This window comes from Gordonia oleivorans (assembly GCF_040044975.1).
GTDB classification, from domain to species: domain Bacteria; phylum Actinomycetota; class Actinomycetes; order Mycobacteriales; family Mycobacteriaceae; genus Gordonia; species Gordonia oleivorans.
Genome location: NZ_JBDZDI010000027.1, coordinates 18,784 through 44,929 on the forward strand (window position 1 = coordinate 18,784; position 26,146 = coordinate 44,929).

Sequence of the window (26,146 nt, forward strand, 5' to 3'; positions counted from 1 at the left end):
CCCGTCACCCGGCAATGCTCGTCTGATCAGGATCGGCGCCGTCGTCTTCGGTCTGCTCGGGATGCTGCTGGCCGTCGGAACCCCGCTGTTGCCGGTGAATCAGACGACCGCCGAACTGCGGTGGCCGCAGGGCGACGCGGTGGGCAATGTGAGTGCACCGCTGGTGTCGTTCGTGCCGATCGACATGGACGTCGCCGCGCCGTGTGCACTGGCACGCGCATTACCCGCGAGCGGTGGGGTGCTGCTCTCGACACTGCCCGAGGGCGGGCAGGACGCCGCGGCACGCGCCCTGTTCATCCGCGCCACCGCCGACGCGCTGGTGGTGACCGACCGTGACGTCGTGATCCTTTCGGCTCCCCGGGACACGGCCCAGGACAATCCCGACTGCCGCATCCTCTTTCACGCCGACGGGTCGGGAGTGTCGGCGCGTTTCGCGGCCGGACCGGGCAGCGCGTCGGACGCGCCCGTCCTCACCGGCGACGACGCCCAGTCGAGTTTCACGGTGCCCGACCAGCAGATGCGCCCGCAGATCGTCGGCATCTACACCGACCTGCCTGCCGAGACGCCGCGTGACGGGCTGTCGGCGCACGCCACCATCGACACCCGCTACGTGAGCACACCGACCCCGCTGAAGGTGACGGCGATCGTCCTCGGCATCCTGATGACCCTCGCATCGCTGGTGATGCTCGGTCTGCTGGACCGCCGGGATGGCCGCAGCCACAAGCGGTTCCTGCCGTCGGGCTGGTGGACGATCCGGCCGCCCGACGTCGCGGTGTTCGTCATCCTGGCCCTCTGGTGGCTGATGGGTGCCAACACCTCCGACGACGGCTACAACTTCGTCGTCGGCCGGATCGCCGGCGACGCCGGATACGCCGACAACTACTTCCGCTACTTCGGCGTGCCGCAGGATCCCTTCGGATGGCACTTCCAGGTCATCTCGGCGATGACCCACGTCAGCCTGGCCGCACCCTGGATGCGGTTGCCCGCCTTCCTGCTCGGACTCCTGGGGTGGTGGCTCATCTCGCGCGAGGTGATCCCTCGCCTGGGTCGCGCCGTCCGCCACAGCACGCCCGCGGTGTGGTCGGCGGCGTTCGTGTTCCTCGCGATCTGGTTGCCGTACAACAACGGATTGCGCCCGGAGCCGGCCGAGGCGGTCGGCGCCCTGCTCACCTGGTGCTGTGTCGAACGTGCCATCGCCACCCGCCGCCTGCTGCCCTATGCGATCGCCGTGGTCACCGCCGCCTTCACCCTGGCGTTGGCGCCGGGCGGATTGATGGCCGTGGCAGCACTTCTCGCGGGTGTGCGGCCCATCGTCAAGACCCTGGTGACCCGACGCCGCCGCGACGGTCTGCTGCCGATGCTGGCGCCCATCCTGGCCGCCGGTACCGCGGTGCTGTTCCAGATCTTCGCCGACCAGCCGTTGATGCCGCTGCTCGTCGGCAATCAGGTGGCCACCTCCGTCGGTCCGACCCTGGAATGGTGGGAGGAGCCGGTGCGGTACTATTACCTGATCCTGCCGACCGCCGACGGCACGCTGTCCCGGCGCTTCGGCATCCTGGTGATGATCCTGTGCCTCATCGTGGTCCTGCTCCGCCTGCTGCGTCGGGTACATCCCAACGGGGTTGCACGGGCACCGATCTGGCGACTCATCGCGGTCACCCTGGGCACCATGTTCTTCATCGCGTTCACCCCGACCAAGTGGACCCACCATTTCGGGGTGTACGCCGGCATCGCCGGCGGCCTGGCCGCCGCGGCCGGAGCGATGATGGCACCGGCCATCCTGCGATCCCGGCGCAATCGGACCTTCTTCGCCGCGGCCGTCCTCGCGGTCACCGGGATCTCGTTCACCGGCACCAACGGATGGTGGTTCGTCGGCAGTTACGGCATCCCGTGGTGGGATCGTCCGCCGTCGCTGGCCGGAATCCAGTTCGGCACGGTGTTCCTCGTCCTCGCGGTGATCACCGCACTGGTCGGATTGTGGTTCCACTTCCGCGACGACTACGTCGACGAGGCCACCCGTGCGGGCCGGGCCGACCATTGGTACACCAGGCTGACGTTCTCACCCCTGCCGGTCATCTCGGCATTCGTGGTGATCTTCATGGTCGTGACCTTCGCCAAGGCCGCATACGTCCAACGCGACTCGTTCTCCTGGCTCAACTCCAATGTGCGGGCGCTGACCGGGAACTCCTGCGGCCTGGCCAATGACGTTCTCGTCGAGGCGGATCCGACAGCCGGCCTGCTGCGCCCCGCCGCCGTCGACGGAGCGCCGGCGCCGGACGTCTCGGCAGCACTCGCCGGCACACCGTCCGGACAACCCCCGAGCGGGTTCTCCCCCAACGGGGTTCCCGACCAGCTCAGCGTGGACGCCACCGAGGACTCCGATACGACGACGACGTCGTCGGGCACCAACAGTGCCGCATCCGGGGCGGGCGCCGATGAGTCCGGGTCCTCCGACGAGTCGGCACAGGGCGGTACCGAGGGCGGTCAGGGACAGCGAGGGGTCAACGGATCGACGGTGCGGCTTCCCTTCGCTCTGAACCCCGCCGCCACACCCGTACTCGGCACCTACGGATCACCCACCGGCACAGGTCATCTGACCACCTCGTGGTACACCATGCCGACGCGTTCGGACACCGCCCCGCTGCTGACCGTCGCGGTCGCCGGTTCCGTGGAGGCCGTCGACGGGATCGGCGTGGTCCATCCGCGACAGAAGGTCATCGCCCAGTTCGGACGGACCCGGCCCGACGGCGGCGTCACCCCACTCGGGACGATGTCGCCGATCGACATCGGGGAGGCCCCCACGTGGCGCAATCTCCGCTTCCCCCTTGCCGAGTCACCCGCCGGCGCCACCGTCGTACGTATCGACGTGGTCGACACCGCGGGCGCCCCGGCCGAATGGGTGGCGATCACTCCCCCGCGGATCAGCACCCTCGGAACGCTGAACGATGTTGTCGGACGCACCGATCCGGTGTTCATCGACTGGCTGCCCGGGATGGTGTTCCCCTGCCAGCAGCCCATGAAGGTCGTCAACGGCGTTCTGCAGGTACCGAAGTGGCGCATCATGCCCGACGCCGAGGCCACCCGGAAGAACAGTCAGACCTGGATGGCCGGTACCGCCGGAGGGCCGCTCGGCATCACCGAGGCGATGCTCACGCCGACGCTGCTGCCGACCTATCTGCGCAACAACTGGGGCCGGGATTGGGGTGGGCTGCAACGGTTCACCGAGATCGATCCGGCGCCGCCGGCCGACCTGGAGATCGGCACGGCACGGCGATCCGGGCTCTACAATCCGGCACCGATGCGATCCAGCGGGTACTGATCGGCCGCGGCATCGGACTCCAGGAACCGGATCGTCTCGGTGATCGTCTCCGGCGCGTCATTCTGCGGCAGCCGCTGCAGTTCGTCTTCGACGATCCACGGCCACCGCCACCCGATCCGGCGTCACCGACTTGACCGCGGCGTCGACGACGGTGCCCTTGCTGGTCGCCCTTGTTGTCGAGGAGCAACTCCTTGAGGTTGTTGCTCGACCGCGAGTACATGTCACGGAACTCACCGGTGGAACCGTTGGTGACGGCAAATGCTGTCACCGCGAGACGGGATCGCTTGCGCGCTTGCGTCGTGACCATACCGTGATCATCCGTCTCGGTTGCGTTGCGCAGCGCCGCTGAGGGTGTGCGGCGGTCGGCGGCACTCGTAGCGTGGGGTCATGACCACATTCACCGCTCCCGGACTTGACTCCGACGCCGCATCGACGGTCACCACTCTGCTGCAAGAGCGTCTGTCGGCGCTCAACGACCTGCACCTCACCCTCAAGCATGTGCACTGGAATGTGGTGGGCGCCAATTTCATCGGCGTGCACGAGATGATCGACCCGCAGGTCGAACTGGTCCGCGGATATGCCGACACCATCGCCGAACGCATCGCCACCCTCGGCGCGTCGCCACGTGGCACCGCCAAGGCCATTGAGGTCGACCGCTCCTGGGATGACTACTCGATCGGTCGGGACACGGCGCAGGCGCACCTCGGCGCGCTCGATGTGGTGTACGACGGCTTCATCACCTCCCATCGTGACGCCATCACAAAGACCGGTGATCTCGACCCGGTCACCGAGGACATCCTCATCGGGCAGACCGCCGAGCTGGAGAAGTTCCAGTGGTTCGTGCGGGCGCATCTGGAGAGCTACACCGGCGAACTCGCCACCGCGGGACAGACCACCGAAAGCGGTGCCGCCGCCGCTGCACGTAACGCCTGACCTCTGACACGACGTCGGACACATGTCACCCGAACCCGCTGTTGAGAACCACACCGCCGCCGGTGGTGCCGAGGTCGATCCGATTCCGGCACCATCGGATCCCGCGGACCGCGGAGTCCGGGTGCTGTGGATCGCCGCCTTTCTCGCAGTCATTCTCTGGGTCTTCGTGATGGCGATCGGCTTCACCGGGTCGGTGACGGTCGCCGCCGCCCTCGTCGCATTTCTTGTTACCCTGGCCGCAGGCACCATGTTTGCCCTGTCACGGTTATGAGCCACCTCATGTGACGTTCACAAGGGGATGTGAAACAGCTGCATCCATCCGGTTGCGCCTCGGCGCGCCAAGGGAAGGCCGATGGACGTGGTTCTGCGATGACCCCCGATTCTGCACAGATGTCAGTCGAAAGTGGATTCACTCTCTTCGATGACCTGGAGCTCCACATGCAATTCGCGCCGGTGTGCCGGTTGAGCGACGGTGCCGTCGCCGCGGTCGAACTCACCCTGCGCGGCCCGACCGGCACACGAGTCGGCACCTCCCGCGCCTTGCGGCGAGCGGCCCGGCTGATGGATCAGCACCGCGTCCTCGACAACCGCAAACGCGAGTTCGCGACGTCCCCGCAGGCACAGTCCCTGGCCAAGATCCTGCCGCTGCTCGTCCACCTCGATCTCGAACTCGTCGACGGCCTCGACGACGACACTCTCGACGTCCTCGAGCGGCACGTCATGGTCGTGCTTCCCGACGCCGTCGAACGCAGCCCGCAACGCACCCTCGCGCGGGTCGCCCGAGCCCGCAGCGAGGGACGGGTGATCTGTGTCGACGGCCTGACCACCAGCGATCAGGCCGCCACACTGCTGTCGCTCATCGAACCCGACATCATCGTCACCGGGCCCGAGCTACTTGCCGCCGACGCCAATCCGGACGGCGCGCGGATCGCACACACCTTGGCCGCCCACATCGAACGCACGCATGCGGTGGTCGTCGCCGACGGCGTCGACGACGAGGCCAAGCGGATCACCGCGATGACGATGGGCGCGTCCTACGGCACCGGCAGCCTGTATCCCGCCGTCGAGTCGCCGTCGGTGTTCGGAACGGCGACCATCGTTCCGCTGCCGGATCTGCCGGTGTGGTCGACACCGGCACCGGACGGCGCCACCCCGTACGCCATCGCGTCGGCCCTGCACGTCCCGCGCCGCGGCAGCAAACGGTTGCTGATCGAGATGAGCAAGGCGTTGGAAGAACAGGCCGCCGCCGGTGGGGCGGCCATCGTGCTCGGCACCTTCCAGCACGCCCGGCACTTCACCGACCGAACCGCGGCACGATGGCGGTCGATGTCGATGCGCACCGGACTGGCCGGCGTCTACGGGGTCGACCTCGTCGACATCCGCGACGGCAACGTGCACCGCGCACCGCTGGCACCCGACGACGACCTCGTCGAGGAATGGAATGTCGCGGTGCTGGGGCCTCATTTCGCCGCTCTGCTGTCGGCGCGCGATCAGCATTGCGGATCGGCGGACCTCGACCGCACCTTCGATTTCGTGCAGAGCTACGACCGGGTGACGGTCACCCAGGCGGTGCACTCCATCCTGCAGCGGTTCGCGTGAGTGCGGTCGCCATGGATTCGCCCATCCGAGACACACGAAAATCGCGGCAAAACTGCAGCTAGGTTCGGCTTTCCTGACTTGCGGCTCCCGACAATTCGGGCTTGAGTTGAGTCATGCGCAACGTCGAGGACACTGCTGCCGAGCATGACGATGCCGATCCGCCGCATCAGCATCCGGGTGAACCCCACGCCGGCGGCTCACTGAAGAATCGTCTCAACTGGCTACGTGCCGGTGTGCTCGGCGCCAACGACGGCATCGTCTCCACCGCGGGCATCGTCGTCGGTGTCGCCGCCGCCACCACCGAGCGCGGTCCGGTGTTCACCGCCGGTCTCGCGGGCCTCTGCGCCGGCGCGGTGTCGATGGCACTCGGCGAGTACGTGTCGGTGAGCACCCAACGCGACACCGAACAGGCACTCCTGGCCAAGGAAACCCGCGAACTCCGTGAGGAACCCGAGGCCGAGTTCGAGGAACTGGTGGGCTTGTACGAGGCCAAGGGCCTCAGCCACGACACCGCCTGCCGTGTGGCGACCGAACTGACCGACCGTGATGCGTTCGAGGCCCACGCCGACATCGAACTCGGCATCGACCCCCACGAACTCACCAACCCGTGGATGGCCGCGGTGTCCTCTGCGGTGTCGTTCCTGTCCGGCGCCCTGCTGCCGATGCTGGCGATCCTGTTGCCGCCAATCAATGTTCGGGTGCCGATCACCTTCGCAGCGGTGATCGTCGCCCTGGCCTTGACCGGCTACGTCGGCGCCGTCCTCGGCGGCTCATCGCCGTGGCGGCCGATGTGCCGGGTCGTCGTCGGAGGCGCCATCGCGATGATCGTGACGTTCGCGATCGGAAAAGCACTCGGCACCGCAGTGGGCTAGGAAGACCCGACGCGGGTCGCTCCGGTCTCGGCGAGGACTGCACCGCCGATGTCGGTGGGAATGATCCGGGTCAACTCGCTGAAGTGAACTGCCGCAATCGCGTTCGATCTTCGCGCCCCGGGGAGTATTGTATCTGTCGCCGGCAGAACCCATCTCGCCGGGGCGGGGCGATAGCCGCCGCGTTGGGCTCCGCCTAGACGACGAACCGCGTCGACACCCCATCCCGTCGGTCGAGCCCCTCATCCCCGCCGGTCGAGCCCCTCATCCCCGCCGGTCGAGCCCCTCATCCCCGCCGGTCGAGCCCCTCATCCCCGCCGGTCGAGCCGACCGGAGCGCTAGCGGAGGTCGTGTCGAGACCACGCAAGCTAGCGCTGAAACCCGCCCACCCCAACCACATTCACTCATCCACACCCTGTGGATAGAAAACCCTTGCGATTCACGTAGAAGACGGCTATAATAGAACACACAGCCACAACGGCCTTCTCGGGGGAGGTGACATCAGCATGACAGACACCACCGACAGTCCCATGTCACGACCACTGCAGCTGATGCATCAACTCTCCGAGATCTTGGACGAGTTGGCCGACACTCCGATGACCGCCTGCTCCGACCTTGAGGTGGTGGAGGCGGCGAAACTGTCCGAACAGATCGCGACCCGCACCCACTTCCAAGGCGATCGGGCGATCCTGGAAATCTCTGATCGTGGTGTGCACCGCAAGGTCGGCAAAGTCAGTCTGTCGAACTTTCTGAACTACGATCTGCGGATCGCGCAACCCACCATGCGCATCGCGCACATGAAGGCCACCGCCCGATTCCTCGGTTTGACCGGGCAACCCGAGGAACCGAAGTTCCCGACGCTGTCGGCCGCGTATGAGCAGGGTTTGATCGGTCATACCCACCTGTCGGCGGCGTTGGAAGCGTTGGACAACATTCCGAATGCGGTTCCGCATGACAAGAAGGTCGCCGCCGAAGCCACCCTCGGGGAGAAAGCCACCGAACACATCCCCGCCGACATCACCAAGATGGGTGCCCGAATTCTGGCGCACCTCGACCCCGACGGACAGTTGGTGGAAGAGAAGGAACGCCAACAGCGCCGCAACCTGTGGATCAACCAGTCCCGTGTCGATGGGATGGCGAAACTCAACGGGCACCTGCCGCCGATCACCCGTGCCCTGTGGGACACCATGCTCGACGCCTGGGCCAAACCCGGGATGAATAATCTCGCCGATCCGGAATCGCCGACCGGCGCCATCGGCGATGCTGACCCCGATGTGTTGGCGGCGGCGGTCAAACGTGACGACCGTTCCCAGGCGCAACGCAATCATGATGCCATGCACGTGTTGTTGGTGTCGGCGATGAAAGAAGGCGTGCTCGGCAAAACGCATCGTGGTCTGCCGGTCGCGTTGATCATCAAAACCTTCCTGCAAGATCTCCTGGCCGGCGCCGGGTATGCCACCACCGCCTCCGGATCCACCATTCCTATTCCGGATTTGCTGAGTGCGTTGGGGGACATCAAGGATCCCAACGATGTGCAGCAGTTCCTGGCGGTGTTCTCCGACGCCATCGACCTCCCGTTGTATCTGGGGCGGGCCCGACGGTTGGCGTCGACCGAGCAGCGGATCGCGTCGTTCTCCCGCACCGGTGGTGAAGTGTGCTCCTTCCCCGGTTGCGGGCAACCCGCCTCGCATTCGGAAATGCATCACGCCAAAGAAGACTGGGCCAACGGCGGGAAAACCGACATCACCGACCTGGCCCCGGCGTGCGGGCCGCACAACCGGATGGTCGGCCCCAACCCCGGCCAGTACACCACCGGCATCTACGAAGACGGACCCCTGGCCGGTCGCTGCTGGTGGCAACTCAACGCCGCACCCGGCATGCCCGAGAACCCGAAGATCGTCAACGATCACCCCGACATCACCGCACTCTACGAGCAGAAACTCGACCAGATCCGGGATCAGATCCACGGTGACCTCACCACGAGCGACGCTGATAGCGGTTCCGGCGCAACTGAAGCCGCAGACTCCGACGCGGTTGACGCCGGCACCGTCGATGCCGAAGCGGCTGGCATCGAAGCCGAAGCCGAAGCCGCTGACGGTGACGTAAATGGTGAGGCCGAGTCGGTCGATACCCACATCGACGAACCGGCCGATTACGACGCTGGCCACGACCACGAGGACGCGGCACCGACCGTCGAGGCCGAAAGCGCTTCCGATCGTGGGGTTTCGAGGGACGATCAGGCTCCGGCCGCCGACTCGTCGAGCATCGGCGACAGCGTCGATCAGGATGACGATCACGATGCCAACATCTGCGATCAGCCCGAACCAGCCGTCGACGAATACGATTCAGGCCCAGCCCAATCCGATCCGGTCGAGCCCCGACCACCCGACCAGCGGGACGGGCCTGGCGGGCACTCTGACGAACCTGGTGTCACCAACACCGGGGAGATCGACCTGGTCATCTTCGACGGAGACGGTGTCCCTCTTAGCGACGATCCCGACGACCCTGACACCGTTGCCGGACTGGATCGTGCCTCACGCACCCGCGTCCGTGTCCGCGACACGGCTACTGAAAGTCAGGCACGCGAGCGCCGCATCCGTGATGGCGGCATTCGTAGCAGCGATGCCGACCGGGAACGTGAGCTCGAGGAACTCGCCGCCATCGGCATGAACCCACGCAACAGCCGCATCGAACGTGTCCTGGCCGCCCGGCTCCACCACCGGCTCGACACCTCCTGAAGCAGCCCGCCCACCGGACTGTTCGAGCCGCACTGCCACAGAAACGTTGTGGCGGTGGGGAGTTCCAGCCTTGCCTTACGAGGGTCTCGACACGGTCCTCCGCTATCGCTCCGGACCGGCTCGACCAACGGGACGGTCGGCTCGACCAACGGGACGGTCGGCTCGACCAACGGGACGGTCGGCTCGACCAACGGGACGGTCGGCTCGACCAACGGGACGGTCGGCTCGACCAACGGGACGGACGGCTCGAGCAACGGGACGAGCCTGTCCCGAGGATTCAGGAACCCTGAGCGTCCATCCCGATACCGAAGGCGACCGCGAGTTCGGTGAAGATGGCGCGGGCGGCGTCGGGATCGTCGGCGCGCCCGGTGACCTGCAGCCCCGCCAACATCGCCGACGCGATCGCCGCGCAGGTCGCGGCACGCTCCTCCGTCAGTCCCGACGCGCGTAACGACGCCACCAGTGCGGTGTAGCGCAACTCGTCGACGCGGGCCTGGGCGGCCGCCACCACCGGGTCGACGGTCGCCCAGGCCCGCAGCGCCGCCTCGGCACGATGCGGCAATCCGGTGGCCAGATCCATCTGACGCAACGCCACCCCGTCGGCGCCACCGTCGACCGACTTGCTGACCAACTCGGTGCTGTAGTGCTCGCACCAGTACTGCAGGAATCGGCTCAGGAAATCGTCGAACCCGGTGAAGTGGTGATAGAACGAGCCGCGCGACACCCCGAGCCTGGTGCACATCTGCACCGCCGACACGTCGGGGAATCCCGACTCGGCCAGGATCGCCATCGCCTCGTCAAAGTAGTCGTTCGCGGTGATCCTGGTCTGCACCATGGCTGCCATTATTCTCGCCCGGGTCCGGTGGTCACTTCGGGATCGGGCACGGCGGGTTGTCGGCCATGCCGCACATGTTGACGTGGAAGTAGCTCGGGATGGACGGCGGCTGGGTGTCGGCGTGCTGGTTGACCAGGTTGAACCCCAGGTTGAACACCAGCATGATCGCGTTGACGACGGTGGTCAGGGCGAGGATTCGCACGATCGGCCGCGATCGCCGGCCGAGGTTCACCCGGTCGATGCCGGCGTCGGAGATGAGGTGCCCGTCGCTGCGGCGGAACACGTAGATCGAGATCGACAGCACGCTGACCGTCGCCCCGAACACGATGCCCTCATACAGCGGGAACTGATTCAGGGTCCCGGTGAAGATCGACCAGTTGTGGTTCACTCGCACATAGGTCCACAGCCCCATCCGCTGGAAGATCTGCTCGATGGCGGTGTCGAGGACGAGGAACAGCAGGAACATGATCGCGACGATCCCGGCCTTGTTCAGCCGAGGCCAGCGCTTCCGCATCGCCACCACCATCTTGTCGATGCCGACGACGGCCAACGGCAGGAACAGGAAGTAGTCGGCGACGGTGTAGAGGATCGGCTGCGGGGTCTCGGCGCCCTTGGCGCCCCAGCCGGGAATGTAGTGCCCCCAGTTGCCCATCTCGAAAAAGGCGCTGTTGTAGGCGAATACGGGCCTGACCATGTTGACGCCGGCGTCCTGCCAGGCGGCCAGCAGCCACGCCGTGACGAACACGCCGATCGTCGGGAACTCGCCGTCGGCGCGTGTGCGGCGGGCCAGCCAGATCAGGAATCCGATCATCCCGACCACGCAGATCACCTCGGAGATCCGGATGACCGCGAGGGTGAACGTGGGCACCGGATCGGCACCCTCGGGGGTGTTGGCGAAGTTGTCGGAGAAGATCCACCGCAGATAGATGTAGGCCTGCAGGACGACGATCAGCGCACCGACGCGGGCCAGCCAGATGACCGGCGGGCTGTCGTGGGCGCCCGGTGGGGTCGCGGGATCGGACTGGATGGTCACACGGTCGGATGCGGTCATCGGCTGTTCCTCTCCGAGAACATACAGGGGTGCATGTCGGAAAAGATACAGGGGTGTATGGCGCTCGGTGGGCGAATCAGGGAAATAGGTTAGTTGATTGTGGCGCGCATGCCCGCCGGGCTCACACCGGATCGAACTTGGAGATCAGCCACCGCCCGTCCTGCTTGACCAGATCGACACGCACGCTGCTGGCACTCAACGACGGAGTGGCGTTGTCCCGGGTCACCGTCGACTGATTGATGAACAGCAAGACCGTGGCAGTGTCGGGTGTGGAGCTCTGCACGGCCGTACCGACGACCGTCGCGGTGGTGTCGACCGCCTCCTCCTTCGCCGCCGGCGCCACCACGTTGGCGGTGAAATCGCGATAATAGTCGCCGAACTCGCCGGTCAACAGTTTCTGTGCGGCGGCGTTGTCCTGATCGACGGAACCGTGCTTGTACGACAGGATCGCCACGGCTCCACTCGATGCGGCGGCCGCGGCATCGGCGCGTGCCGACACCGCCTGCTGTTGCGGTCGGAGCTCACCGAAGTACTGATACGCCGCACCCGCGCCGAGGAGGATGAGCAGCGCAACCGCCGCCGTCGCCACCCAATGCCGGCGTATCCATCGGATCACCCGACGTCCCCTGGAGACCTTGGCGGCCGCCTCGGGCGTCGACGCCGTCCCCTTCGTGCCGACCGACCCCTCGTCGGTCGCCACTTGTTCTGCCACCTGCTCCGTCGCCTTGTCGGGTGCCGACGACTTGGTCAACCGCACCGCGGGACCGTCGGTCGTCGTGACGTCGGAATCTGCGGCGTGAGCGTCGGCCGTGTGATCGTCGGCCTTGTGATCGTCGGCCGCAGCACCGCGATTGCCCGTTCGGGATGCAATTTTCGTGCTCATCATCACGCCGGGCTCCATTCCGCAGATCTCACATAAAGCGAAATTATTAAGCGATGAGATCCACACCGGGTTCGGGCCGCACCGCGGCGGCACCACCTCCCCCAGCCGACGGTCGGCGATCGCGAACACCGCGGCCTCGGCCACCCCCGGCATGGTGGTCAGGACGTGTTCCACCTCGGCCGGGTAGATGTTCTCTCCACTGCGAATGATGACCTCGCGCAGGCGGGCCCGGAAATGCAGCAGACCACGGCTGTCGAGCAGACAGAGATCCCCGGTCGGCATCCACCCCTGCTCGTCGACGACCGGGCGGATCCGGCCGTCGGCGTCGAGGTAGTCAGATATGACCAGCGGGCCGCGTACGTGGAGTTCACCGACCTCCCCGACCGCCACGATGTGCCCCTGCGCGTCGCGCACGCAGAAGTCCCGTCCGCCCAGCGGCCGGCCCAGTGTCCGGGTGCGCGCCTCGGTGGGATCGTCGCGTGCGCTCAGCGCCAGACACGGCGCCTCGCTCTGCCCGTATCGCACCAGGAAGGTGATGCCAGCGCGACGTTCGATCTCGTCGATGAGCGACGGATCGACGGCGGTGGCACCGCCGACCACCGAGACCACCGACGCGAAGTCGGCGACGTCGACATCGTCGCGATCGAGCAGATCGAGCAGATCGAGCAGATCGAGCAGATCGATGATCATCGTCGGCACCAGTCCCACCACCGTCGGCCGCAGGTGCCGGATGACCTCGATGGCGATGGCCGGATCGAAGCGCGGCACCACGAGATAGGTGCCACCGGCCGAGAGCGCCCCGAGGACGCCGGCGACCGATCCACCGACGTGGTCGAGGGGAAGCGGATTGAAGAACACCGCACCGTCGGTGCCGCCGGCGCCGCGCGCGTAGAACTCGGCGCTGCCGATGGCCGCACGCGCCGAGAGCACCGCCGCCTTCGGTACGCCGGTGGTGCCGGAGGTGAACTGGATGATCGCCGGTGTCTGCGGTGTCTGGGTCTGCGGTGTCTGGGTCTGCGGTGTCTGGGTCTGCGGTGTCCGGCCGGCGTGGGAGATGTGCGGGTCCTCCTGCGCGAGCACCGAACCCGTCGGCAGCTCGGACACCGGGACACATCTGATCGTCTCGCCGAGATCGCGATCGCCGTCGGTGATCACCAGATCCGCGGCGATCTGGCGGGCCCGCTGCGCCACCACGTCGTCGGCGGCCGATGCCGGCACCGGGGCGATCGCGAGTCCGTGCAGCGCACAGCCCAGGAAGGTGAGGACCCACTCGACCCGATCCTCGATGGCGACAACCACGCGGCCACCGGCCGGGCCCCGCGCCGCCACGGCGGCCCCACGAGCCGACGCGCGGCGCACGGCGTCGGACCAGGAGAGTTCCGTCGGCCCATCGTCGCCGAGCCAGCGCAATAGCGGGCGCGAGGGATGTTCACCGACCCCGGCGAGCAGGCACTCGGCGATGGAGTTCCACTGCGGCGCACCGTCGGACAACTCGACCACCGCGGGCGTACCCTGACACCCCGGCCCGTCCACCACACCACCGCTCTCGTCCACCCGACCATCTTATGCTTGAATTAGGTAGATTGTTTTAATTTTTATCTCCGGCCGCGCCGGAGAGGAAGGGTGAGCAGATGGCCGCAATCGTCCCCGAGGTCCGTCCGCTGCCGCCATCCACCGATGACCTCCGAATGGCGGTGCGTGAGTTCCTGTCCGCGGACCGGGAGGCCTTCGGATGGGAACCCCGCGTCGACTCGTGGATCTCCTCGTGGGATCCGGGGTTCAGTCACCGCCTCGGACAACAGGGCTGGGTCGGCATGACGATCCCGACCGAGTACGGCGGGGCCGGGCTGACCCACATCGACCGGTATGTGGTGACCGAGGAGGTGCTCGCCGCCGGGGCACCGGTGGCCGCCCACTGGGTGGCCGACCGCCAGGTGGCGCCGGCACTGCTGACGCACGGTTCGGCCGACCAGCGTGACCGTTACCTGTCCCGGATCGCCGCGGGTGACTGCCATTTCGCGATCGGGATGAGCGAGCCGGAGTCCGGCTCGGACCTGGCCAGCGTGCGTACCCGTGGGGTCCGGGTCGACGGCGGGTGGAAGGTGAGCGGAACCAAGGTGTGGACGTCGGGGGCCCACCACAGCGAGGCGTTCTTCGTGCTCGCGCGCACCGACGATCTCGATCCGGCACATCGCCATGCCGGCCTGAGCCAGTTCCTCATCCCGCTGGACTCCGCGGGCATCGACATCCGCCCGATCCGACTGCTCACCGGGGCCCACCACTTCAACGAGGTGGTTCTCGACAACGTCTTCGTCCCCGACGACATGGTGGTCGGCGACGTCGGCGCCGGCTGGGCCCAGGTCACCTCCGAACTCGGTTTCGAACGCAGCGGACCCGAACGCTTCCTCTCCTCGCACCCGCTGACCGAGCAGGCCGTCGACGCCGCGCGGAGCGCACCCGAGGACACCGCGGTGATCTCCGACATCGGCGAACTCGCCGCCGATCTGATGACACTGCGGGGGCTGTCCATGTCGATCGCCCAGACCCTGTCCGCCGGGCAGGCCGCCGATACGGCGGCGGCCCTCGTCAAGGATCTGGGCACCACATACGAGCAGCACGCGGTGACGGTGTGCGCCGACCTGATCGCCGACCTCGCCACCACCGATCAGCAGTCGTGGGCGGCGCCACCGTTGACTCGGCTCGAAGCCGAAGGACTGCTGCACGCACCGGGATTCACCCTGCGCGGCGGAACCACCGAGATACTTCGCGGGGTGATCGCGAAGGGATTGGGATTGCGATGACCACCGCCACCACATCGTCGAGCGCCGAGGAACGTGCCGCACTGCGGGAACTCGCCGACGACCTGTTCACCTCGATCACCGGACCCCACCTCAACGACCAGACCACGGCGCTGACCTCGACGGAGAGCCAGTGGACCAGCCTGCACGAGTCCGGTCTGACGCTGCTGACGACCCCGGAGGAATGCGGCGGCAACGGAGCCGGGCCGGCCGACGCCGCCATCGTCGCCGAACGCGCCGGCTACCACGCGCTGCCGCGGGCGCTCGGCGACAACGACCTGCTCGGTGCGTGGCTGCTGTACTCGACGGGACTCGACGTGCCCACCGGTTCGATGGTGGTGGCGCTCACCGATTCCGACCTGTCGGGAACCGTCGAGGTCGACTCCGTGCCGTTCGTCGAGAGCAGCGACTGGCTGCTGGTCGTCGGTCCGGGCGGCCTCGCGCAGATCGCGACCTCGGCGATCTCGGCCACCCCCACCCCGGATCTCGGCGGTGAGCAGCGTGCCCGGGTGAGCTTCGACGCGGCCGCGGCCACCGTCACCTCACTGCCGACCGACATGCGTCCCGAGGTACGTCTGCGGGGTGCGCTGGTGCGTTCCTGGCAGATCTCCGGCGCGGTGCAACGCTGCCTGGACCTGGCGATCGACCATGTGCAGACGCGCGAGCAGTTCGGCCGTCCGCTCGCCCGATTCCAGGCGGTGGGGCAACTCATCGCCCGCTCGGCGGGAGCCGTCGCGATGGCCAGGACCGCCGCCGACCAGGCCACCAGCGCGGTCGCCGAGAACGGCTTCGGCGCGCCGTCGACCGTCATGGCGATCGCCGCGGCCAAGATCCAGGCGGGCAAGGCGGCCACGCAGGTCGCCCGCCAGACGCACCAGGCGCACGGCGCGATCGGCTTCACCCTCGACCATCAGCTCCGTCACTTCTCCGGTCGGGCCCAGGCCTGGGGCCGGGACTTCGGCACCGCGCGCGCATGGCAGCGCGAACTCGGGTCGATGGTGCTGGCGAATCCGGCGCCGCTGTGGGAGCAGATCTCCTCGCCGTCGGCGTGAGGCGCCGCCGGGACGGCACTGCCGGTCAGGACAGCACTGCCGGTCAGGACAGCACGTCGACCAGTGTCGCCTCGGAGTCGCCCACCATGAAGCGTTCGACGGCGTCGAGGTGTTTGCGCCAATGCACCTCGGCGCCGACGAGATCGCCGGCCCGCAACAGTGCCACCAGCTTGGCGTATGCCTTGACCGCAGACCTGTTGGCCTGCTGCTCGAATCCCGGCGGATGTGCGGCGATGAACTGGGTGTTGTGCGCCGACAGTATTCGGTAGAGCATGTCGGCGAGCATCGCCAGGGTCACGTTTCCGGCGTTCTCGACGACCGCGCGGTGAAACCGCACACTGATTCCGGCGAAGGATGCCTCGTCGTCGGCGGACTGGGCCTCGGTGACGATCTCGTCCAGGGCCGCCAGCGCGGCCTTGCGTGGCCGTTTCCCGTAGAGCCCGATCGCCGAGACCTCGAGTTCGGTGCGGGCCTGATAGACGTCGCGCAGCGGCGTTCCGTGATACTGCAGCAGCGCACCGGTGTGCCGGGCCGCGACCGCGCCGTCCGGTTCGAGGACCCGGGCTCCGCCTCGCGCACCTCGGAGCACGGTGATGATCGCCTCGGATTCGAGGATCCGAAACGCCTCTCGCAGCGAGGGCCGCGACACGCCGAACTCCGCCATCAGTTCAGACTCACTGGGCAGCGGGTCGCCGGGTTGCACGTCACCCTGCACGATCCGGCGCCGCAATTCCATCGCGACGAGCTCCGCCGCCTTGGGCACCTTGACTATCGACGATCGTGCGGCGTTGGTCATCCGCTAGCTCCTCACCTGCGCGGCCACCCGTCGGCCGGAGAATCAAGTGTCTCCAGCATGTACGGTTTACGTTTAATCATCTACTGTATTAACCTAATGGACTTGGTGGGGTCTCGTGTGTCCCGAAGGAGAATCCGATCGGTGAGGAGAACCGCGGCGTCTATCACCTGATGCGCAACCTGCCCGCCGAACGACTCGGGATCGCCATCCACGCGGTGGCCGAGGCGCGTCGCGCCGTCGATCTGTCAACCGGATCATGCGCACGACCGCAAGGCATTTGGATAGGAGATCGGCAAGTTCCAGGTGAACCGGCATGCGTTGGCACAGATGCGCGTGGAGGTCGATGTGATTTTTCGGACACTCCGGAGCGAGCGGGGTGATCTACCCGAGGAGGTCGAGCACCGATTCGCCGACGCCGGATTCCTTCAGGTAGGCACCCGTCGCGCTCACCTGCCGGCGCCGGAGTTGGGCGGCACCATCGGCGTCGCGCTGCTCAATCAGGTCGACCAGCTTGGCGTGCGCGCGCACGCCCTTGGCCGAGGCCACCAGGCGCTGCTCCTCGCTCAGCGCCGATTCGACGAGCTGGCTGCGGGTGGCGGCGTCGATGACCTCCCGTAACTGACCGATCAAGACCGCCAGGGTCGTGTTGCCGACCAGGTCGATCAGCAATCGGTGGAAGTCGTTCTGCGCGTCCAGCAGGGCGGCCGGGTCGTCACGATGCTGCCGCTCGGTCTCCACCGCGGCACGCAGCAACGTCAGATCCTCCTCCGTGCGCGAGCGCGCCAGCATCGCCGCGCAGTTCGCCTCGAGGACGCACGCGGCGCCGAAGACATCGTCGATCGTCGCGTGCCGATACTCGAGAATGACCCCGAGGTAACCGGCGGCGGTGTGCACACCCGGCACGCTCACCACCGCACCGCCGTGCGAACCCCGTTTGATGTCGATGAGTGATTCCGAGTCGAGCACGCGCAACGCCTCGCGCAGCGTCGGCCGGGATACCCCGAACTCCTCGATCAGCTCACGTTCGGACGGAAGCGGGAACCCCGCGGCCAGCCGGCCGGACACGATGCGCCGGCGCAGTTCGTCTGCGATACGCGCCGAGGCTCGGGGCACCGACGCTGATGGCTGCTCGGCACGGTCGAGGCCACGGTGTTCGGGGTCAGGGTCCACGAGGGTCACCTTACGTCGATGCACGTGGTGTTCGATGGCCGATCACGACGCCACGACCGTCGTCGACACGCGGTCGGGCCGGCGCGATCGGCGTGGTGGATCACCCCGATGTTGCCGAGCCACCACGCCCTGACACGTTATGATGTAAATCATTACACTGATCTAGTTCGTGTGGCCATCGTGGGAGCCGGTCCGGACGGGTTCTATCTGGCCGAGAACTTTTCCGCCATTCCCAGATCACGGTGCATATCTTCGATCGGCTACCGACCCCCGTACGGATTGGTCCGGGCCGGGGTCGCCCCCGATCACGCCGCCACCAAGGGGGTCGAGGCCGGATTCGCGTCGGTGGCCGACAAACGCAACTTCGAGTACTACCGCAGTGTCGAGGTGGGCAGTGTCGAGGTGGGCAGTGTCGAGGTGGGCAGTGTCGAGGTGGGCAGTGTCGAGGTGGGCAGTGTCGAGGTGGGCAGTGTCGAGGTGGGCAGTGTCGAGGTGGGCAGTGTCGAGGCCGGCGCGGACGTGTCGCACGACGAGTCGTCCGCCCACCACGACGCGGTCGTCAACTCCGTCGGTGCCGCACACGACGGTCGCTGCGCATCCCGGCGAGGAACTCCGCGGTTCGATCGCCGCCACCGATCTCGTGGCGTGGTACAACGGACATCCCGATCACGCCGCGGACACCTACGACCTCTCGGCAGCCGGGCGGTCGTCGTGGGCAACGGAAACGTGGCCCTCGACGTCGCCCGCATTCTCGTCTGGGACCCCGACGACCGGCTCGCAGCGACATGGCCGACCACGCCATCGACCTGCTGCGGGAGTCCGCGATCGAGGAGGTCGTCATCATCGGCCGGCGCGGCATCGCCCAAGCGGCCCACCCCAACAGCGATTTCCTTGCCCTGGCAAGCCGATGAAGCGTCGGCGTCGCAAGATCGTCGACACCGCCGAACTACTCGACTGCGCCAGCCCGGTGAGCACGCCGGGCTGATCGTCCCGGGCGACTTCGCCGAGGCCGATCGTCCCGGGGCGAACGCTCCCCGCGGGGTGATCAGATGGGCATCAGGAAGTGCTTGCGGTCGGTGCGGAGCATCTGCTTGTCACGCAACTGCGCCAACGCCTTTCGCAACTGCAGCCGGGTTTCGGCGGGCTCGATGACCGCGTCGATGTAACCGCGTTCGGCAGCCAGATACGGCGTGGCCATCATCGTGTTGTAGAAGTCGATGAAGTCGCGGCGCACCTTGTCGGCGTCGTGCGCACTCATCCCCTCGGTTTGCCGTCGGGTCAGCACCGCCGCGGCCGACTCGGCACCCATCACCGCGATCTTCGCCGACGGCCACGCGAAGTTGATGTCGGCGCCGAGTTGCTTGGATCCCATCACCGCATACGCGCCGCCGTAGGCCTTGCGCAGGACCACGGTGATCTTCGGGACGTCGGCCTCGACGTAGGCGTAGAGGAATCGGCCGGACCGCCGGATCGTCGCCTTCTGCTCCTCCACCAGGCCCGGCAGGATGCCGGGGGTGTCGACGAGGAAGATCAGCGGGATCCCGAAGGCGTTGCAGATCCGCACGAATCGCGCGGCCTTCTCCGACGAATCGGTGTCCAGGGTCCCGGCCATCACACTCGGCTGGTTGGCCACCACACCCACCGACTGGCCGTCCACCCGGGCGTACCCGGTGATGATGTTGGGCGCGAACAACTCTCCGACCTCGAGGAAGGCGCCGTCGTCGAAGAGTTTGATGATGATGTCGTGCATGTCGTAGCCCGCGTTGTCGTAATCGGGCATGAACTCGTTGAGGGAGAGATCGCTGGCGGTGATCTCCGGCTCGAGGCCCGGGTTGATCACCGGCGGGCGCTCGTAGCAACTCGACGGCATGTACTGCAGGTAGTCCCGCACCCACTCGAAGGCGGCCTTCTCGTCGGCGGCGACGTGGTGGATGTTGCCCCACCGCGCCTGATTGTGCGCACTGCCGAGGTCCTCGGCCGAGATCTCTTCTCCGGTGGTCTGTTTGATGATGTCCGGCCCGGTGACGAACATGTAGGACTTGTCCTCGACGGCCACCAGGATGTCGGTGTTGGCCGGGGTGTACACGGCACCGCCCGCGCACTTGCCGAGGATCACCGAGATCTGCGGCGCCAGACCGGACAGCAGATCGTTACGCCGGCCCATCTCCGCGTACCAGGCCAGTGACGTCACCGCGTCCTGGATGCGCGCACCGGCCGAGTCGTTGATGCCGACCATGGGGCAGCCGATCCGCCCGGCCCACTCCATCAGCGCGGCGACCTTGCGGCCGAACATCTCACCGACGGTGCCGCCGAGGACGGACTGATCGTGGGAGAACGCGGCGACCGGACGGCCGTGGACCAAGCCGTGGCCGGTGACGACGCCGTCGCCGTAACCGGTCTCCGCCGCACCCGGCATCTTGGCCAGCGCACCGATCTCGACGAAGGTCCCAGGGTCGAACAGCATCGCCAAACGCTCACGGGGAGAGAAAATCCCCTTCTTGGCTCGCTTGGCGATCGCCTTCTCGCCGGCCGGTTCCTTCGCCAGTTCGAGCTTGGCCCGAAGGTCGGCGAGTTTCGCTGCGGTCGTCTCCACGGTCTACTCCTAGCCGTTGTCAGTGGGTGCTGGGCGCCGGAACGTCGCTCAGGCGGCGGGTCAGGTCGGCACCGATCTTGCCGATGAACGGTTCGTCGACGATCGAGAGGTGATCGCCACCGATGTGGATGATCTCCAGATCGTCGACGACCTCACCCCAGCGGCCGTCCTCGTCGATCTCGGCCCATTGCGGCTCGAGTTCGATGGCGCCGTCGTGCATCCGGTCGGCGCGGTAGAGCACCACCTTGCCGTCGTAGCGGGTCGGCCGGATGTTGGTGAGCGCACGATTGTCGATGAACGAGGTGCGCTGATGCTCGATGATCCCGCCGGGGATCTTGGTGCCCGACATCGACATCATCTCCATGATGATCGCGAACTGCCCCTCGTCGTCGGCCTCGACCAGCCGATCCATCGGGATCGGGATGTCGGCGTCGAGATCGTAGTTGCGGATCGCGAACTCCTTCCATCGTTCCAGCCGTTGACGTTTGGTGTCCGAGGTCTCCGCCACGTCGTGGCGCGGCCGGACGACGTCGATCAGGCCGACGAACGCGACGTCCTCACCCTCCTCGGCGAGCACCTGCGCGCAGCCGTAGGCGAGAGCACCGCCGAGGGACCAGCCGATCAGCACGTACGGGCCGTGCGGCTGCACCTCGCGCAGGCGTGGCATGTATTGGCGCACACGCTCTTCGATGCTGCCCTCGACGCGGTCGAAACCGATCACCGGCCGATCGTCGGGCAGCCGCTTCAGCAGCGCCTCATACGCCGAGGTGTTGCCGCCGGCGGGATGGAACAGCAACGCCGGCACCGGATCTCCGGCGCTCGGGTCGTAGCTCTTCTTGCCCGCCGGCGTCAGCCGCAGGTATCGGATGAAGCCGTCGGTGTCGGCGGCGGCGTCGAGGAACTCGCGAACGTAGTTCGACATCTCCTCGATCGTCTCCGAGTCGAGGATGTCCTCGACGTCGATATCGCCACCGGTGCGCTCGTTGAGCTTGTCGGTGAGTGCTTGTGCCACTTCCTCTTCCAGCACCGGCAGCTTGTTGAAGATGCCGCCCGCGGACCGCTTGGTGATCACCGCGTACACCCCGAAGGTCAGACGCTCGGCCGCGTCACGCGGCGGGACGTCGGAGCCCGCGGCGTCGGCCACGGCCTTCTGATCGGTGAGGTCGGGGGCAGGGGAAGGTGTGGCCTCCACGGCGGGGGGTTCAGCCGCAGGGGAAGCTGTGGCCTCCACGGCGGGGGGTTCAGCCACGGGGGAAGGTGCGGCTGCCTCGGCAGGAGTGGGGGCGGCGGCACGCTTGGCGTTCTGCTCGTCGATGTAGGCGTTGAGTGCGGCGGTGTCGAGTTCGCCTCCGCCGGCGGCATTCTCGGCCAGCGAGTCCAGTTCGTCACGGTGGGCGACCGCGTACTCGACGAACTTGGTGACGTCGGCGAGGTTGGCCTGACGCATCGCCTGCAGCTGCAGTTGCGGGATGTCGAACTCGAACTCGACGCGGTTCTTGATGCGCACCGCCATCAGCGAATCCAGTCCGAGTTCGATGAGCGGGATCTCGCGCGGCAGGTCTTCGGGGTCATAGCCCATCGACTCACCGACGATGATCGCGAGCCGATCCTCCACCGACTCGCCCGACGCCGGGTCCCAGCGGTTGCCGATGTCGTCGATCACCTCGTCCTCGACGACCACCGAGGTGTCGGTGTAGCCGATCTTCTCCGGATCCACCTTCGCCGGAGCGCTGTCAGTGGAATTCTGGGCGCCGTCAGCGAGATTCTGGGCGCTGTCAACGGAATTCGGGGCGCCGTCGGCGAGGTCGCCGGTCACCGCGGCCTCGAAGAGCAGCCGGAAGTTCTTGCCGCCGTGGTCTGCGTCGTCCCGGCCGTGCACCGTCACCGACGCGCCACCCGGGTGCGGGCTCAGCGTCGTCGTCAGGGTTCCCGCCGACGGCAGCTCACCATGGGCGCGGGCCGCACCGACCGTGGCTCCGGAGAGGACCTGAGCGGCCGCCGCCCGGACCAGTTCCCGCGGGTCGGTGACCGCCGAGGCGTTGACCTCCCAGGCATGCCGGCCGTCCGGCAGCGCCACGTGGGCGCCGGGAATCTTGCCGGCACCCGACCCCGACGACAGCGAGGCGGAGAGCCAGTATTCCTTGCGTTCGAAGCGGGTTCGCGGGATGTCGGCGAAATCGCCTGCACCGAACAGTGATCCGACGTCCACCGGATGTCCGTGCACGTAGAGCTTCATCAGGGCGTTGATCAGCCCGTAGCTCTCGTCCTCCTTGCGGCGCAACGTCTCGATCAGCTCCGCATCGTGCAGACCCGACGAGAAGGTCACCGCGGCAACGGAGATGAGGACGGCCGGGTTGGGTGAGAGTTCCAGGAAGGTGCGGTGCCCGTTCTCCACCGACTTCGCGATGGCCTGGGAGAACCACACACTGTGGCGCAGACCCTTGAGGAAGTAGTCGATGGTGTGCACCGGCTCGTGACCGGGACGGTAGAAGGTCTCCCGATCCACCGAACTGTAGAAGCCGACGGTGGGGCGCCGCGGCTCGATTCCGGTGAGCTCATACGACAATTCGCCGAGCAGCGGGTCCATCTGCGAGGTGTGGCTGGCACCCTTGGTCTGCAGTTTGCGACCCAGCTTGCCCTCGGATTCGGCGCGCGCGACGATCGCGTCGACCTGCGATTCCGGCCCGCCGATCACGGTGTGCGTCGGCGCCGCGTACACACAGATCTCCAGATCCGGGTAATCGGTGAGCACACCGGTGATGTCGTCGGCGGAGTACTCGACCAGCGCCATCAGGCGGATGTCGTCGCCCTGCAGCATCGACTCACCCTCACCCATCAAGCGGGAACGCTGACAGATGACGCGGGTGGCGTCCTCCAGCGACAGTCCACCGCTGATGTAGGCGGCGGACGCCTCACCCATCGAATGGGGAACCAGCACACCGGGTTCGGCGCCGAAGTGACGCAGCGCGTCGGCCAGGGCCACCTGGATGGTGTAGATGCCGACCTGGCTGGTCTCGATGCCGTAGGTCTGTGCGTCGTCGAGGAACATCTCGACGATCGAGTAGCCGAGTTCCTGCTGCACGAAGGCGTCGACCCGGTCGACATACTTGGCGAACACCGGATTCTCGGTGTAAAGCTGCTTGGCCATTTTGCGATGCTGCGATCCGAAGCCGGAGAGCAACCACACCGCCGACGCCGCATCCGGTGAATCCACCGAATACACGGTCGGATTGGCCTTGCCCTCGGCGACCGCGCGAACACCCTTGATCGCGTCGTCGTGGCTGCGGGCCATCACCACCGCACGGGACCGCCCGTGATTGCGGTGTGCCAGCGCGCGGCCGATGTCGGCGAGCGGAGTCGCCTGTCCCGCATCGGATTCCAGCCATGACAGGAGGTCGGCGGCGGCCTTGCGGCGACGCGACGGCAGGAATGCCGAGATCACCAGCGGCACCACCGAGCCCTCGGCCGCGGCCGGTGCGAACCCCTCGGCGGGATCGGATTCGGCGACGGCGGCAGGCGCCTCGGCGGCCGGGTTCTGCGCGGCGAGGACCGCACGCTCGGCCTCGGTGAGGAATTCGTCGTCGTCATCGTCGTCGGCCACGGGGGTCTCGGCGGCCGCCGCGTCGAGCGCGGGGATGTCGACGTCGCCGCGGGTCAGATCACCCGGCAGCACCTCACGCACGATGACATGCGCATTGGTGCCACCGAATCCGAAGCCGGAGACGCCGGCGATGGCGTGCCCGGAGTACCGCGGCCATTCGGTGACCTCGGGGGTCACCTTGAGTCCGGTCGCCTCGAACTGGATGTACGGGTTGGGGCCCGCGTAGTTGAGGGATGCGGGAATCGTGTTGTGTTGCAACGACAGCACCACCTTGGCCAGTGCGCCGGCACCGGCCGCCGATTCCATGTGACCGAAGTTGGTCTTGGCCGACCCGAGCAGGGCGGGCGCACCGACCACGCGGCCACGGCCGACCACGCGGCCGAGGGCGTCGGCCTCGATGGGGTCACCGAGGATGGTGCCGGTGCCGTGGGCCTCGATGTAGTCGACCTGACGCGGGTCGAGCGCGGCGTCGACGTAGGCCGATCGCAGCACCTCCACCTGCGCTTCGGGATTGGGGGCGAAGATGCCGTTGGAGCGGCCGTCGGAGTTGACCGCGGAACCGGACACGACGGCCAGCACCTGATCACCGTCGCGGCGGGCGTCGGCGAGGCGTTTGAGGACGAACATGCCGCCACCCTCGGAACGCACCATGCCGTCGGCGTCAGAGGAGAAGGCCTTGATGTGACCGTCCTTGGCGACCGCGCCGATGGTGTCGAAGCCGACGGTCGCGGCGGGGGTGAGGATCATGTTGACGCCACCGGCCAGCGCGACGTCGGATTCGCCGGAGCGCAGGCTTCGGACGGCCTGATGCACGGCGACCAGCGACGAGGAGCACGCGGTGTCGATGGCCACCGACGGGCCGTGGAAGTCGAAGAAGTAGGAGACGCGGTTGGCGATGATCGAGGTCGCGGTGCCGGTCAGGGCGTAGGCGGCGGTCTCGTCGGAACCCTCGCCGAGGCCGAGGGCGGCCATCAGCTGATAGTCGTTGGTGGAGGTGCCGACGAAGACGCCGACCTGCCCGCCCTTGAGATCGCTGGCCGGGATGTGGGCGTGCTCGAGCGCCTCCCAGGTCAGTTCCATCGCGAGACGCTGCTGCGGGTCGACCATCTCGACCTCACGCGGACTCATCTGGAAGAAGTCGGCGTCGAAGGACTTCACGTCGTCGAGGTAGCCGCCGCGCAGGTTGCGCTTGGCGAGCACCTCGGCCATCTGCGGATCGGAACGGAATTCCGTCCACCGGTCCTCGGGCAGGTCCGAGATGCCGTCACGGCCGGTGATCAGTGCGTCCCACGTCGAGTCCGGGGTGTCGCCGGCCTTCGGGAATCGTGTCGACAGGCCCACGATGGCGATGTCGTCGGCGTCGTCGCGGTCGCGTTCCCAGAAGCGGTCGGCGTCGACGTCGACATCCTCGTCGGGATCGCCCTCGATGATGCGTTTGGCCAGCATCGCGATGGTCGGATGGTTGTAGGCGACGGTCGCGGTGAGGATGACGCCGGTCTTGTCCTCGACGTCGGCGGCCAGGGCCACCGCATCGCGTGAGGACAGGCCGAGCTCTTCCATCGGCCGGTCGTCGTTGATCTGGTCGGCGGGGACACCGGTCGCCTCCGACACCCAGTTCCGCAGCCAGTCGCGCAGTTCGCCGACGGTCAGGCCACCGGCGGTCTCGCCGTCGGGGGAAGCGGGAGCCGCGGCACCCTCGTTGACGGTGTCGTCGGACCCAGTGTTGGCGTCGTTATGCAGTTCAGACATCAGTACCCAAAATACTCATCAGTGGGCCGGTACTGGACCGGCCCTGCGGAAATGGAGTGGCGCACCGCTACCACCAGGTGTTCGGGCCGCGCCGCGATGCAGGAGGAAGAGCGAGGAGCGAAGCCGTCGGGTTGAGTGGCGCCTCCGGGCCCGAACACTC

General features: G+C 67.2%; 16 protein-coding genes and 2 pseudogenes. 10 read left to right on the forward strand and 8 right to left on the reverse strand.

Annotation, left to right across the window (positions count from 1 at the left end):
* Positions 1-61: 61 nt before the first annotated feature.
* The 6 genes from ABLE92_RS23765 (at position 62) to ABLE92_RS23790 (ending at position 9,458) form a co-directional block, all read left to right on the forward strand.
* Entirely contained in the window at positions 62-3,319 is a 3,258-nt protein-coding gene (locus ABLE92_RS23765; protein WP_348807297.1) for an arabinosyltransferase domain-containing protein, read from the forward strand.
* Positions 3,320-3,706: 387 nt separating this feature from the next.
* On the forward strand, positions 3,707-4,252 hold the full coding sequence (locus ABLE92_RS23770) for a Dps family protein (RefSeq protein WP_348807271.1): 546 nt from the start codon (positions 3,707-3,709) through the stop codon (positions 4,250-4,252).
* A 121-nt stretch (positions 4,253-4,373) separates the two neighbouring features.
* Positions 4,374-4,523: a hypothetical protein gene (locus ABLE92_RS23775; protein ID WP_348807272.1), complete on the forward strand. Its 150-nt coding sequence runs from the start codon at positions 4,374-4,376 to the stop codon at positions 4,521-4,523.
* Between the two features lie 119 nt (positions 4,524-4,642).
* Positions 4,643-5,851: a DICT sensory domain-containing protein gene (locus tag ABLE92_RS23780; RefSeq protein WP_348807273.1), complete on the forward strand. Its 1,209-nt coding sequence runs from the start codon at positions 4,643-4,645 to the stop codon at positions 5,849-5,851.
* Between the two features lie 113 nt (positions 5,852-5,964).
* The gene (locus ABLE92_RS23785) at positions 5,965-6,723 is read left to right on the forward strand and encodes a VIT1/CCC1 transporter family protein (protein WP_348807274.1); all 759 of its coding nucleotides are present in this window, start codon (positions 5,965-5,967) and stop codon (positions 6,721-6,723) included.
* A gap of 503 nt (positions 6,724-7,226) precedes the next feature.
* Entirely contained in the window at positions 7,227-9,458 is a 2,232-nt protein-coding gene (locus tag ABLE92_RS23790) for an HNH endonuclease signature motif containing protein (protein WP_348807275.1), read from the forward strand.
* Between the two features lie 277 nt (positions 9,459-9,735).
* Here the strand turns inward: ABLE92_RS23790 and ABLE92_RS23795 are convergent, their stop codons facing one another.
* From ABLE92_RS23795 to ABLE92_RS23805, 3 genes are all read right to left on the reverse strand, one after another.
* The gene (locus ABLE92_RS23795) at positions 9,736-10,293 is read right to left on the reverse strand and encodes a TetR/AcrR family transcriptional regulator (protein WP_348807276.1); all 558 of its coding nucleotides are present in this window, start codon (positions 10,291-10,293) and stop codon (positions 9,736-9,738) included.
* Between the two features lie 31 nt (positions 10,294-10,324).
* Positions 10,325-11,344 (reverse strand): spirocyclase AveC family protein, encoded by a 1,020-nt coding sequence (locus ABLE92_RS23800; protein WP_348807277.1) that lies wholly within the window; start codon positions 11,342-11,344, stop codon positions 10,325-10,327.
* A gap of 121 nt (positions 11,345-11,465) precedes the next feature.
* The gene (locus tag ABLE92_RS23805; protein WP_348807278.1) at positions 11,466-13,781 is read right to left on the reverse strand and encodes a class I adenylate-forming enzyme family protein; all 2,316 of its coding nucleotides are present in this window, start codon (positions 13,779-13,781) and stop codon (positions 11,466-11,468) included.
* Between the two features lie 77 nt (positions 13,782-13,858).
* Here ABLE92_RS23805 and ABLE92_RS23810 point away from each other — a divergent pair, with 77 nt between their 5' ends.
* Both ABLE92_RS23810 and ABLE92_RS23815 read left to right on the forward strand, forming a co-directional pair.
* On the forward strand, positions 13,859-15,028 hold the full coding sequence (locus ABLE92_RS23810) for an acyl-CoA dehydrogenase family protein (RefSeq protein WP_348807279.1): 1,170 nt from the start codon (positions 13,859-13,861) through the stop codon (positions 15,026-15,028).
* Positions 15,025-16,077 (forward strand): acyl-CoA dehydrogenase family protein, encoded by a 1,053-nt coding sequence (locus ABLE92_RS23815; RefSeq protein ID WP_348807280.1) that lies wholly within the window; start codon positions 15,025-15,027, stop codon positions 16,075-16,077. The genes ABLE92_RS23810 and ABLE92_RS23815 overlap by 4 nt, the downstream gene beginning before the upstream one ends.
* Before the next feature lie 43 nt (positions 16,078-16,120).
* Here ABLE92_RS23815 and ABLE92_RS23820 read toward each other — a convergent pair whose 3' ends face one another.
* The gene (locus ABLE92_RS23820) at positions 16,121-16,873 is read right to left on the reverse strand and encodes a FadR/GntR family transcriptional regulator (RefSeq protein ID WP_348807281.1); all 753 of its coding nucleotides are present in this window, start codon (positions 16,871-16,873) and stop codon (positions 16,121-16,123) included.
* A 381-nt stretch (positions 16,874-17,254) separates the two neighbouring features.
* The gene (locus ABLE92_RS23825; RefSeq protein WP_348807282.1) at positions 17,255-18,043 is read right to left on the reverse strand and encodes a FadR/GntR family transcriptional regulator; all 789 of its coding nucleotides are present in this window, start codon (positions 18,041-18,043) and stop codon (positions 17,255-17,257) included.
* 165 nt (positions 18,044-18,208) lie between these two features.
* Here ABLE92_RS23825 and ABLE92_RS23830 point away from each other — a divergent pair.
* Positions 18,209-18,439, forward strand: a pseudogene (locus ABLE92_RS23830) (FAD/NAD(P)-binding protein); the annotation flags it as partial.
* Here the strand turns inward: ABLE92_RS23830 and ABLE92_RS23835 are convergent.
* Positions 18,415-18,606 carry a hypothetical protein gene (locus ABLE92_RS23835; protein ID WP_348807301.1) on the reverse strand — a complete coding sequence of 64 codons (192 nt, stop codon included), beginning with the start codon at positions 18,604-18,606 and terminating at the stop codon, positions 18,415-18,417. The pseudogene ABLE92_RS23830 and the gene ABLE92_RS23835 sit on opposite strands and share 25 nt — an antisense overlap.
* Here ABLE92_RS23835 and ABLE92_RS23840 point away from each other — a divergent pair.
* Positions 18,560-18,942 (forward strand): annotated as a pseudogene (locus tag ABLE92_RS23840) (ferredoxin); the annotation flags it as partial. The gene ABLE92_RS23835 and the pseudogene ABLE92_RS23840 overlap by 47 nt on opposite strands.
* Positions 18,943-19,088: 146 nt before the next feature.
* Here ABLE92_RS23840 and ABLE92_RS23845 read toward each other — a convergent pair.
* Together ABLE92_RS23845 and pks13 are read right to left on the reverse strand one after the other, a co-directional pair.
* A complete protein-coding gene (locus ABLE92_RS23845) occupies positions 19,089-20,636 on the reverse strand; it encodes an acyl-CoA carboxylase subunit beta (RefSeq protein ID WP_348807283.1) in 1,548 nt (515 codons plus the stop codon).
* A gap of 19 nt (positions 20,637-20,655) precedes the next feature.
* The gene (gene pks13, locus ABLE92_RS23850) at positions 20,656-25,986 is read right to left on the reverse strand and encodes a polyketide synthase Pks13 (protein WP_348807284.1); all 5,331 of its coding nucleotides are present in this window, start codon (positions 25,984-25,986) and stop codon (positions 20,656-20,658) included.
* Between the last annotated feature and the right edge of the window lie 160 nt (positions 25,987-26,146).